At 45.7% G+C, this 12791-nt stretch carries 9 protein-coding genes; 5 read left to right on the plus strand and 4 right to left on the minus strand.

All coding sequences use genetic code 11. The annotated features are described in order from the left end of the window. Positions 1-85: 85 nt before the first annotated feature. Positions 86-1147 (minus strand): LPS export ABC transporter permease LptG, encoded by a 1062-nt coding sequence (lptG, locus tag ACX5KA_RS08875; protein WP_458730916.1) that lies wholly within the window; start codon positions 1145-1147, stop codon positions 86-88. Beyond that, the gene (lptF, locus tag ACX5KA_RS08880) at positions 1148-2248 is read right to left on the minus strand and encodes an LPS export ABC transporter permease LptF (protein WP_039219027.1); all 1101 of its coding nucleotides are present in this window, start codon (positions 2246-2248) and stop codon (positions 1148-1150) included. Positions 2249-2511: 263 nt separating this feature from the next. Here lptF and pepA point away from each other — a divergent pair, with 263 nt between their 5' ends. The 3 genes from pepA to ACX5KA_RS08895 are packed head-to-tail and all read left to right on the plus strand — an operon-like array spanning position 2512 to position 7256. After that, a complete protein-coding gene (gene pepA, locus ACX5KA_RS08885) occupies positions 2512-4017 on the plus strand; it encodes a leucyl aminopeptidase (RefSeq protein WP_039219202.1) in 1506 nt (501 codons plus the stop codon). Positions 4018-4023: 6 nt separating this feature from the next. Next, positions 4024-4446 carry a DNA polymerase III subunit chi gene (locus tag ACX5KA_RS08890; RefSeq protein WP_076026034.1) on the plus strand — a complete coding sequence of 141 codons (423 nt, stop codon included), beginning with the start codon at positions 4024-4026 and terminating at the stop codon, positions 4444-4446. Positions 4447-4481: 35 nt separating this feature from the next. Next, positions 4482-7256: a valine--tRNA ligase gene (locus ACX5KA_RS08895; RefSeq protein WP_458730917.1), complete on the plus strand. Its 2775-nt coding sequence runs from the start codon at positions 4482-4484 to the stop codon at positions 7254-7256. Between the two features lie 174 nt (positions 7257-7430). Here the strand turns inward: ACX5KA_RS08895 and ACX5KA_RS08900 are convergent, their stop codons facing one another. Next, entirely contained in the window at positions 7431-10100 is a 2670-nt protein-coding gene (locus ACX5KA_RS08900; protein WP_039219024.1) for a hybrid sensor histidine kinase/response regulator, read from the minus strand. Positions 10101-10148: 48 nt separating this feature from the next. Then, positions 10149-11432 carry an ABC transporter substrate-binding protein gene (locus ACX5KA_RS08905; RefSeq protein ID WP_039219021.1) on the minus strand — a complete coding sequence of 428 codons (1284 nt, stop codon included), beginning with the start codon at positions 11430-11432 and terminating at the stop codon, positions 10149-10151. Positions 11433-11619: 187 nt separating this feature from the next. Between ACX5KA_RS08905 and ACX5KA_RS08910 the strand changes: the two genes are divergently transcribed. Continuing rightward, the gene (locus ACX5KA_RS08910) at positions 11620-12468 is read left to right on the plus strand and encodes an SPFH domain-containing protein (protein WP_458730918.1); all 849 of its coding nucleotides are present in this window, start codon (positions 11620-11622) and stop codon (positions 12466-12468) included. 61 nt (positions 12469-12529) lie between these two features. Then, positions 12530-12739, plus strand: coding sequence for a type II toxin-antitoxin system antitoxin (locus tag ACX5KA_RS08915; protein WP_039219018.1), 210 nt, complete (start codon positions 12530-12532; stop codon positions 12737-12739). Positions 12740-12791: the final 52 nt, after the last annotated feature.

Here is a 12791-nt window from a genome sequence, read left to right on the forward strand (position 1 = left end):
GCCGCTCACCTTAAGTGAACGGCATTAGCTGCAAGATGCCTCTTTTTTATGCTTTGACTTAACTAGCCGAGCGTAGATAGTTTTATCAGCGTTTAAGCATTACACCTGCGACAGCTGCGAAAAGTAGACTTGGTAGTAAAGCCCCTAAGAACGGAGGCAGCTGATAGACTAAACTCACTGGGCCAAATACTTCATTAAGAATAAAGAAGCCGAAGCCTGTCAGTACGCCCATGATCACGCGTGCGCCCATTGTAACGCTACGCAGCGGGCCAAAGATGAACGACAATGCCATTAACAGCATTACGCCTACCGAAACAGGTTGGAATACCTTGCGCCACAAGGCGAGTTGATAACGAGAAGGGTCTTGGTCGTTATTTTCTAGGTAGTTCACGTAATCCAGCAGCCCAGTAATAGATAAAGCCTCTGGCTTAACCGCAACAATGCCTAATTTGTCGGGTGTCAGTGTTGAATTCCAACGCATGCGGTTATTTTCATCTACCGTAACATTCGTTTCAGTAAACTTGGTTACTTCAACGTCGCTTAGCCACCAACCGTCGCCGTCGAAGGCCCCATTTTTAGCGTGAGTAATGCTCTCTAGCGACAAGTCAGGGTTAAAGCTAAATATGCTCACATCTTTGAGAGAGTCTTGGCTTAACACCTGACCTATGCTTACAAATCGGTCGCCATCTTTTGCCCACACCAGCTTATCGGAAGAAAATAAACTACCGCCTGAAATAGCTTCAGTTCTTATCTGTTTTGCCTTGGTTTCACTGTACGGGGTTACCCACTCGCCAACGGCCATTACCAATAAAATCATTACAAGGGTCGATTTCATGGCTGAGTTTATGATGTTCCAGCGGCTCATACCGGCGGCCTGCATTACTACCAGTTCGCTGTTACTTGCCAGTACGCCCATACCAATAAGGCCGCCTAACAATGTTGCCATAGGGAAGAACTGCTCTAAGTCGCGAGGCAAGCTTAGCAATACGTAGATAAAAGCGACCAGCATGTCATAGTCGCCTTCGCCAATTTTTCGCAGCTGTTCTACAAATTTAATGAGCGCGCTTAAGCCAATAAGTACGCTAAGCGTAACGGTAATTGTGCCTAACAGCGTACGGGCGATATATAAATCGAGGATCTTAAACATCTACTTTTTCCCCAATACCCAGGCGCGCAGCTCAGTGCCAGTTTTTCTGTCTCGCACAATTAGCATGACACCGATAATCAGCATGATGGTATGTACCCACCACAAGCCAAGCTGAGGTGGCATTTTGCCGTCTTCAAGCACTCGTCTACTTGCTAGTAGCAATAAGAAGTATCCCAAGTAAAGCAGGATGGCAGGGAACATTTTACCAAAGCGCCCCTGACGCGGGTCTACCGCGCTCAGCGGAACCGCAATCAGCACTAAAAATGGTATGGAAAGCGGTATGGCAATACGCCACTGAAGCTCGGCTCTGGCCTCAATACTGTCGTCTTCCCACAGTTCGTCAGTAGGCAGTACGCTTACCTTACGACGAGTTTCGTCGGCAGGTTTATCGGCAATCTGAATTTGGTATTCGTCAAATTCTACTTTGCGGAAAGCCTTTTCAGATTGCTTTCCTTCGTACTGTACCCCTTCTTTTAACACCAAGTTTCTAGTGCCGTCTGGGTTATTAGCGACTTCGCCGGTTTGTGCATACACAACGCGCACCTCGCCTTCGCTATCATCTGTTTGATTTTGCGATAAAAACACTCGTTGTAGTTTATCTTTATTGTCTACATCGTGAACAAAAATAACCGCTTTTTCGTTACCCGTTTGCTGGAATCTACCCGGCATTAGCGCCGAGATTCCGGCTTCGTTGCGGGCTTTTTCGCGTAGCTGATATTCGTTTTCAGCCGCTAATGGCGCGAAATAAAGGGTAATTGCGCCTGTGACTATCATGATAAGTACTGATAAAAACAGCATTACTCTAGTGACGTACCATTCACTAATACCGCAGGCACGCATTACGGTCATTTCACTGTCTACATACAGCCTGCCGTGTGCCAGCATAATACCCAGATAAGCACTGATGGGCAGCACCAATGAAGAGAGGATGGGGGCATATAAACCTAGGAAGCCAAGCACTAGCCCAGCGGGGATATCACCGTCTGACGCATCGCCCAACACGCGCACAAATCGCAAGGTGACAAAAATTGCCATTAGGATAAAGAAAATCGCTAACTGAGATTTCAGCGTTTCCTTAAGTAAATAGCGGAATATCAGCATCTCAGCCCTTCCGGAAAATTAGGAATTTTAGTGAAAGAAAGCACAATTTTGTTTAAACTTACCGTTTTTACAAGTTTTGCCTGCAATCATAAACCGTTTGCATGGTGTTTTGACGCAAATTTAACCTATATTCAATAGGTCTTTAAGCGTGAATTGCAGCGAACTAAAAAGTTATGCTGCGTATTAAAACATAAAGCAGCGCGAAACGTTACGTGATTTTAGTCATCGTGCAAACCATAAACGACGAAAAGCGAGGTGATATCGTGGAGTTTAGTGTAAAAAGTGGCAGTCCTGAAAAACAACGCAGCGCATGTATTGTTGTGGGTGTCTTCGAGCCGCGCCGCCTAACGGCAGTGGCTGAACAGCTAGACGAAATCAGTGAAGGTTATATCAGCAACTTGTTACGCCGTGGCGACCTTGAAGGTAAAGCGGGCCAAATGTTGTTGCTACACAACGTGCCAAATGTACTAAGCGAGCGCGTGCTTTTAGTCGGTTGTGGTAAAGAGCGCGAATTAGACGAGCGTCAGTACAAAAACATTATTGCCAAAACCATTCAAACATTGAATGAAACAGGCTCGATGGAAGCGGTATGTTTCCTTACCGAACTTCACGTTAAAGGTCGCGATACCTACTGGAAAGTACGTCAGGCAGTAGAAGCAACTGAAGACACGCTTTACACCTTTATGCAGCTTAAAACCAAGAAAGGCGAACCACGTCGCCCACTGCGTAAAATTGTATTTAACGTACCTACACGCCGTGAATTAACGGTTGGCGAACGTGCAGTTGAGCATGGTTTAGCCGTAGCTCGTGGTGCGAAAGTAACCAAAGACGTGGCTAACATGCCGCCAAACATCTGTAACCCAGCGTACCTGTGGCAGCAGGCGCAAGAATTGGCGAGTCAGTATGACAGCGTAACTGCTGAAGTGGTAGATGAAACCCAAATGGCTGAGCTTGGTATGCAGTCTTACCTTGCGGTTGGTCGCGGTTCGGCAAATGAAAGCATGATGAGTATTATGCATCACCGCGGTGGTCCAGCTGATCAAGCGCCAATTGTGCTTGTAGGTAAAGGTCTTACCTTCGATTCAGGTGGTATTTCAATTAAGCCTGGCGAAGCCATGGATGAAATGAAGTACGACATGGGTGGTGCTGCAGGCGTACTGGGTACTATGCACACTATCGCGGCGCTGAATCTGCCCATTAACGTTATTGGTGTATTGGCAGGCTGTGAAAACATGCCAGATGGTAAAGCGTACCGCCCGGGTGACATACTAACGACTATGTCGGGTCAAACTGTTGAAGTATTAAATACTGATGCGGAAGGCCGTTTGGTATTGTGCGATGCGTTAACCTATGTAGAGCGCTTCGACCCAGAGCTAGTTATTGACGTAGCCACGCTAACTGGCGCAGCGATTATCGCACTTGGTCACCATGCAACAGCGGTAATGAGCACGCACAACCCGCTTGCTCACGAACTACTTAATGCATCAGAGCAAAGTTCTGATCGCGCATGGCGTTTACCGCTATGGGACGATTATCAAGAGCAGCTTGAAAGCCCATTTGCCGACATGACAAACCTTGGTGGTCGCCCAGCAGGGTCAATTACCGCAGGTTGTTTCTTGTCGCGCTTCACTAAGAAGTACAACTGGGCTCACCTTGATATTGCTGGTACGGCATGGCGCAGTGGTAAGAACAAAGGCGCAACAGGCCGTCCAGTGCCTATGCTGTCTCAGTTCTTAATGAACCGCGCTGATATCAAGTTAGAGGACTAATCATTCATGCCACAAGTGATATTTTATCAACTTACCAGCAGTGACAATGGCGTGGCAGGTCGCGCTAGTGAAGTCATTGCCTCAGCGTTTGCTAATAAGCAGAAAATTAGCGTGCTGTGTGACACACAGTCGCAAGCTGAAGAAGTTGATGAATTGTTATGGCAGCTGCCGGCCGACCGCTTTGTGCCCCATAACCTTTATGGTGAAGGGCCACAATCGGGAACGCCGGTGGAAATTTGTTGGCGGCCAGAGCAGGTAGCCAGACGACAAATGGTGGTGAATGTGGGTTCCGGTATGGTGCCTTCACCCAACCAGCATCGTCAAATCATCGATTTTGTACCCGTGGACGAGAACGCCAAACAGGCCGCGCGGGTAAGATACAAAAACTATCAGCAAGCTGGATGCAACATGCAGTTTAAATCTGCATAAGTCATTCGCGTTTAGCTTCAATTTGAGAGTGTGTAATGGATAAAACCTTCGAACCGCAGTCCATCGAGCAGCAATGCTACAAGTCATGGGAAGAGGCGGGTTTATTTAAAGCTTCAGGTAGCGGCGACCCTTATTGTATTTTGCTCCCGCCACCAAACGTTACCGGTAGCCTTCACATGGGCCATGGTTTCCAACAAACCATTATGGACGCCTTAACCCGTTATCACCGCATGAAGGGCGACAATACGCTATGGCAAGTGGGTACTGACCACGCCGGTATTGCTACACAAATGGTGGTAGAACGCCAACTTAACGCACAAGGCAAGACGCGCCACGATTTAGGTCGCGAAGACTTCATCAAAAAAGTGTGGGAATGGAAAGAGCACAGTGGCGGTACGATCACCGGTCAAATGCGCCGTTTAGGTACGTCACCTGACTGGTCTCGCGAAGTGTTCACCATGGACGAAGACCTGTCTAAAGCCGTAACTGAAGTGTTCGTTAAACTACACGAAGAAGGCCTTATTTACCGCGGTAAGCGTTTGGTTAACTGGGATCCAGTGCTTCACACTGCAGTATCTGATCTTGAAGTACTGAACGAAGAAGAAGACGGCCACATGTGGCACATGCGCTACCCACTTGCAGATGGTAGCGGTGAACTAGTAGTTGCGACAACGCGCCCAGAAACCATGCTTGGTGACACTGCCGTTGCGGTACACCCAGATGACGAGCGTTATCAAGGCTTTATCGGCAAAGAAATTAAGCTACCGATTACTGGCCGTTTAATTCCGGTTATCGCCGATGACTATGTAGACCAAGAATTCGGTACAGGCTGCGTTAAAATTACCCCTGCTCACGACTTCAACGACTACGATATGGGTAAGCGTCATAACTTGCCTATGATCAACATTCTTACCGACGATGCGAAAATTAATGATGATGCGCCAGAGGCGTATCGCGGTTTAGATCGCTTCGACGCCCGTAAGCAAATTGTTGCTGATTTAGACGCACAAGGCGCATTGGTTAAGATTGAGCCGCACAAGCTTAAAGTGCCGCGCGGCGACAGAACGGGGGCGGTAATTGAACCATACCTAACTGACCAGTGGTATGTAGCCGTTGAGTCTCTTGCTAAACCTGCAATTGAAGCGGTTGAAAGCGGCGAAATTCGTTTTGTGCCAGAGAACTGGAACAAGACTTACTACCAGTGGATGCACAACATTCAAGACTGGTGTATTTCACGTCAGCTGTGGTGGGGACACCGCATTCCAGCGTGGTACGACGAAAACGGCAACGTTTTTGTTGGCCGCACCGAAGAAGAAGTGCGTGAAAAGCACGGCCTTGGCAGTGACGTAACCCTTTCACAAGACGATGATGTACTAGATACCTGGTTCTCAAGCGCACTATGGCCGTTCGCGACTATGGGCTGGCCAGAAGAAACGCCAGATCTAGAAACCTTTGTACCGTCTTCAGTGCTAGTAACCGGCTTTGACATCATTTTCTTCTGGGTTGCCAGAATGATTATGATGACCAAGAAATTCACGGGCAAAATTCCGTTTAAAGACATCTACATTACTGGTCTTATCCGCGATGAGAACGGCGATAAAATGTCAAAGTCGAAGGGCAATGTGCTTGACCCAATCGATTTGATTGACGGTATTGATATTGAGTCGCTAGTTACTAAACGCACTGCTGGCATGATGCAGCCTCAGCTCGCTGAGAAGATTGCTAAGCGCACTCGCAAGCAATTCCCTGATGGTATTCAGGCCTACGGTACAGACGCACTGCGCTTTACTTTTGCAGCTATGGCGTCAACCAGCCGTGATATCAACTTTGATATGGCCCGTGTTGAAGGCTATCGCAACTTCTGCAACAAGATTTGGAACGCATCGCGTTTCGTATTGATGAACGCAGAAGAGCACGATACAGGTCGTGACGGTGGCGAAATGGTGCTTAGCATGGCGGATCGCTGGATTTGGGCTAAGTTCCAACAAACGCTAGTTGAGTTTGAAAAAGCGCTTGAAGACTACCGTTTCGACATTGCTGCGCAAACCGTTTACGAGTTCACTTGGAACCAGTTCTGTGACTGGTATCTAGAGCTAACTAAGCCAGTGCTTAACAATGACGCCAGCACCGAAGCTGAAAAGCGCGGTACGCGTCATACGCTTATTAACGTACTTGAAAGCCTGCTTCGCTTATTGCACCCGTTAATGCCATTTATCACCGACACTATCTGGCAGCGCGTTGTGCCTCTGAGTGCACTTAAAGTGGAAGAGGGCGCAAGCATTATGGTTCAGGCATTCCCTGAAGTTGATGAAGCGAAACAAGACGACAAAGTACTTGCTGATATCGAGTGGGTGAAGAAGTTTATCGTGGGTATTCGTAATATCCGTGGTGAAATGGATATCTCGCCAAACAAACCGCTTAATGCGCTACTTAAAAACGTTAGCGACGAAGACGCACGTCGTCTTGATGCGGCTAAGGCATTCCTCGATAAGCTTTCTAAGCTTGAAACCGTTACTGTATTGAAAGACGGTGAAGAAGCGCCAGCCAGCGCAACAGCGCTTGTGGGTGAGATGGAAATTCTTATCCCAATGGCAGGGCTTATCGACAAAGACGCAGAGCTTGCTCGTATTACTAAAGCCATGGAGAAAATCGAGAAAGACGTATCTCGTACTCGTGGCAAGTTGGGTAACGAGAAGTTCGTAAGTAATGCGCCAGAAGCGGTAATTGAAAAAGAACGCGCTAAGTTGGAAGAGGGTGAAAAAGCCCTAGCCAAACTTAAAGAACAGTTCGAGACCATTAAAGCGCTGTAAAGCTTAATGTAATTGCCCATTGATTGCCCGTACAAGGAGCAGTTAAGCGAGCGAATAGTAAAAGGGTTACCAATAGGTAACCCTTTTTTGTTGGCAGTTTAAATAAACGATAACAGCTTGCTCGGCTATCGCATATCCAAAAACTATGCGCTCTAGAATACAGGTCGGTTATTATTACTTGCCTAAATATTCTCTGAGCATACTTATCAGCGACTTTTGCTTAATAGGTTTGGTCAAATAATCATTCATACCAGCGTCTATCGCGCTTTGTTTATCTTCTTTCATGGCATTGGCTGATAGTCCAATGATTGGCACGCCGGTAAAGCCTTTCTCGCGAAGTTGTTTGGTAGCTTCATATCCGTCCATCACCGGCATTTGCACGTCCATTAAAATTAAATCGTACTGAGGGGCGTTTTCTACTTTTTGTACTGCTTGCTTACCATCTTCAGCAATATCAAACGTAAGTCCTAGGTTTGTTAGAATTTCACCGGTAACGAGTTGGTTTATATTATTATCCTCTACGAGCAATATGTGCCCTTCAAGATTCGAGCTCTCGGGTTCCTCTTTATATTCTTGGCTTTGATAATTAGCATCTTTTGCGATTATTTGGTGTACAAAACGTTCAAATTGGGCGGGTGTGAAAGGGTGCATAATTAAGGGGCCTTTCCACAGCGAGTCATATTTAGACTGCAGGGCACTGCCAGCGCTCTCCATCACTAAGCCTACTGACTTTCCGCTTTCTAAAAGGCTGTTCAGCCAGCTAATATTTTTCCTAAACAAGCTAAATTCATGAACATCGACAACAATATGGTCGGGGAGAGTAGTAGCATCTTTAGCATCTTCAATTGACATACTTGATGCTGTCGACAGCTGAATTTGAGTGCAATAGGCTTCTGGGAGTAACGGCGATTCAGTTACGTAAAGGCTATTAGTAGGCAACTGTGGGGAGTTTTGTAACACCCCTGGCTGATTCTTAAATGCTTTAAGAGGAAGCTCAACCTCGAATCTACTGCCTTTCCCCATAGTAGAGGTTGCATGAATGCGTCCATCCATAAGCTCAGTAAGCTGGCTGACAATGGCAAGGCCTAATCCAGTACCGCCGTATTTGCGGTTAGTTGAGCCATCAGCCTGTGTAAAAGGCTTAAATATTTTATCGAGCTGCGCTGGGCTCATGCCTATACCTGAGTCGGTAATTCGCATAATGAGGTTTAGTAGGTTACCTTTTTCATTCAAGTTACCGTCAAACTCTATATCTATACGCCCTTGTTCGGTAAATTTCACGGCGTTGTTGCCAATGTTCATAATAATTTGAGCAATGCGCAACGGATCGCCTATAACCTGAGGTGGTATGCTAGGGTTAACCGTAAAATGAACAGATAGATTTTTTTCTTTTGCGCGTAGCGCTATTACCGCGATGAGGTTGTCAAATAGCGAGTGCAGTGAAAAGCTAACCTCTTCTATCTTCAATTCGCCTGCTTCAATCTTTGAAAAGTCCAGAATGTCGTTAATTACGCTCAGTAATATTTGCCCAGAGTACGAAGCTTTATCAAGATAGCCTCGTACTGTTGGTGATATTTCTTGCTGTTGGGCTAGTTCTATCAGGCCAATGATACCATTCATGGGGGTACGAATTTCATGGCTCATATTCGCTAAAAACATGCTTTTAGATGCGGTAGCCTGCTCGGCTTTTACTTTAGATTCGGTGATGACCTTGTTTAAGTTTTCCAGCTGAGAGTTCATCGATCTCGCTTCGTTTAATAGCTTTTCCGTTTCTCGGTTTTTATCACTGAATACAAGAGCGGCTCTGGCTAGCTTTCCTATTTCGTCTTTGCGACTACTGCCCGGAATATTGGAGATTTGCACGCCTTCCGCGAGCTTGTTGAAAACTTCGGTAATAGAGCGGATTGGGCCAAGGATACGAAATGTTGAAAACAGTGCAGCGGCTAAAGCAAGCAAAATCGCAAATAGAGAAAAGAGCTCACCATTACGCTGTGTTTTCTCTGCTATTTGGTAAGTACGCTGTGTAACAACCTCTGAGTGAGTACTAACTTTTTTTGCTAATTCGCCGCTTAAATAGAGAAACTCATTAGCAGAGCCTGCCATCACTACATTAACCAGAAAAAGATTGCCTTGTGTTATTTGAGTCAGTTTAAAAAAGTCGTTTTTTATTCTGCCTATAATTCGCTCCACGCGCTGCTGCAGTCCAGCATTGGCTGAGAAGGATATGTGCATTAAAGCGTCAACAGAGTCATTGAATGTCTTGATGAATCTCATATCAGGCTTCATCAAGTATTTTAACATTGCATTTTCTGTTTGAATTAGAATGATCTTTGCATCTTCTACAGAAGTCGCTGAAACCTCTCCTTTCGCTAGTGCCTTATCGAGTTCACTTTCAAGCAAGGTAATATCAGACATAGTCCCTTGATCGACGAGATTGTCTCTTTCTGAGCGCGCTTCAACAACCTGAGAGAAGTTCTCTTGATAAGCGTTTAGGTGCTCTCTCATTCTACTGAGAATTTGATTGCTGTCGTCTTTTTGATTGGAATGCTCGTTAACCTCTGCAAGTTTATCGAGCTTGCTGTTAATGGTAACCATCAGGCGGCTAAAACGGGTTATAGCCGACTTACTTGCATTTTCTTTGAAGATTAAAACATTACGCTGAAGGTCGACAACGTCCCGTTCAAGCTCTTTTACAATGCCTACATCAATGACGGCTTTAGCCGCGGATGCCACGCCTTTATTTAAAACCTCTTGGTTTTTTCGCGCTACGAAGCCTTGAGCAAGTATTAGTGCAACTAAGGCAAGTAATACTGTTATAAGCTGTACTCGGATTGACGATAACATATGAGCTCGGGGAACCTTATTCCATTTAAGAAGCGGTATTACACTGCGTCATGCAGTGATAAATTCGTACCATTTTTGTAAGCTATATTCATAGCTTGGCATAACCGTATTCCAAACTGCAACATTACTGAATCGTTCTTCGTAACTGCCACCAGTTCTTTGTGCGCCTTTTTGTACACTCACTTTGCCATCAGTGCCTTTTAGTGGTTCAGAAGCAACTTTGCCCTTATACCAGTAGTCCCACTCAGCCTGCGATAAATATTCTGCAGAACGTTGGGGGTTCGAAATGTAATACCCCTGCCTTGCTATGAATGCACCCGGCCAACCCGACAGCCACCAGTTCATATATTCATAGGCTACATCTTTCACTCTGCCTTGGGTAGCAGAAGAAAGGCACATTACCCCGTGCCACCCTCGGTATCCCTCTTTTGGAGCCGCGAAAGTGACGGGAATATTTTGACCATTCAGTGCGGAGACCGCGGGTGAGAACATGCTTTCAACTGCGACACGACCACTTTTCATAAATTCAACGGATTCAGGAACCGATGTCCAAAAACCGCTAAAGTGACTCAACTGATTTAACTCTATAAGCAGGTTAAACAAGTCGTCTAGCTCGTATTCGGTGATAGCACCAATATCTTTGAAAGTGATAAAACCTTTCGCCTGCGCGGCTAATGCTAAATCGAATAATCCGATGGTAGGGTCATTTACGATGCCGACTTTTCCAGAAAAGTGACGATCTAGCAGCCAGCCCCAACTTTCTTCTTGCCCCTGCAGTTCAGTCGGGAGCTTTGACCTGTCATAACCAAATGAATCCACGTTATGTACGTAAGGCAAAAAGCTGATGGCATCGGTGTGCTTTTCACCTAAAGAGGCGTCTTCTTGCACATTAATAATCTTGTGCGGCGCGTCGCCGGCGCCCATACGCGCATTTTCAGTAAGCTTACCGGTTTTGCTTAAGTCGTTTATTTCTTCCCAATAGCGAAGGCGCTTTTTTTGTATCGGTTGAATAGCCTTTGCGCGCCACAGAACATTAATACTATTTGACCATTGCTCGTATAAGTCGAACGACTGAGGGTTCATAGATGCCTTTTGCAGCACAGTGGCACTGCCGCCAGGTTCAAACGCTATGTTAATACCTAAGTCTTCGATAGCGCGCTGTCGGATAGCTTCCTGTAATGTTACGTGAGTACCCATAACACGCAGCGTGGGCTTTGTTTTACCGATAGCGAAGGGAGTAATGCCTGCAGTCAACCCTAATGCTAGTCCGCCTTTGAGTAAGGTGCGACGTGCCGCAGAAGAATTATTGGTCTTACAAGGCTTAGTAGGCATTATGAAAGTCCGTATAAGAAGTATCCTAAATAACATTCTGGCATCTATTTTATAGACTTACCAAGGAATGTTTAAAAATAGCTTAATGCAGCAGTGGGTTTGACATATCTGGTAACACTTCATTGGTGGCAAAATATGACTTTGCTTCTATTGTTAAGATATCAAAATGATATCAAAGGTGATCGATATGCAAGAAAAGAAGGGTTTCTCAGTCAACGGATATTTGATGATCTGTGTTTTATTAGTTGCACAGGCTGCGGCTTTTTTCTATGCGGTTGAGGGAAGCCCCGAAGGCGGAATTATTTTTAGTCTTCTGGTTGGTGCACTCTGGATGGGGTATTTTATGGTGCAGCCGAATCAAGCCAAGGTGATGACTTTTTTTGGTAGCTATGTTGGTACCGTGTCCAATGTAGGTTTGCGCTGGACCATTCCATTGTTTCGCCGAACCAATATCTCACTTCGCATAAGAAACTTCGAAAGCGCCAAAATTAAAGTGAATGACAACCAAGGGAACCCTATTGAAATTGCGTCAATTGTGGTGTGGAAAGTCACGGATACTGCAGAAGCCGTATTTGATGTAGACGATTATGAAAGCTTTGTTCGCATTCAGAGTGAATCTGCTATTCGTAATATGGCAAGTAGTTTTCCTTATGACCCTCGCGATGATGAGCAAGCTGAAGTGGCCCTTCGCAGCCACCCGATAGAGATCTCAGAACGGTTACAAGAAGAAATTCAGGCGCGTTTAGCGAAAGCAGGGATCACTATATTAGAGTCTCGTATTAGCCATCTTGCCTATGCGCAGGAAATCGCAAGCGCGATGTTACAACGCCAACAAGCCTCAGCTATTGTCGCAGCACGCAAACAGATTGTGGATGGCGCAGTAGGAACGGTTGAAATGGCGCTTCAACGACTAAATGAAAAAGGTGTCGTAGAGTTAGATGAAGAGCGCAAAGCGACCATGATCAGCAATCTCCTCGTTGTACTGTGCGGTGATAAGTCAACGCAGCCTGTTATTAATACAGGTACAATTTACTAATAAAGTTTAGTTTCTAATTATGGTGTCGTAGCAACTTAAAGCGGCACATAAGGTTTTTATTTTGGCAAAGAAAAAAGCGTATCCTCTCCGGATAAATGAAAATGTACTTGCCGCTATGGAAAGGTGGGCCGCTGATGATTTACGTAGTGTTAATGCACAAATTGAGTATGTATTAAGACAAGCGCTTGTTAAGCAAGGTAGAGTCAAGCTTGTAGAAAAGGTGGTGGTGGAAGTTGAAGAAATACAACCGTCGAAGAATGATGGTTTATAAGGGCCATTAAGGGATCGTTGGGTTTAGCGGCGCGAGAATGTTTAGAGTAAGC

It is taken from the genome of Alteromonas alvinellae (genome assembly GCF_902705805.1).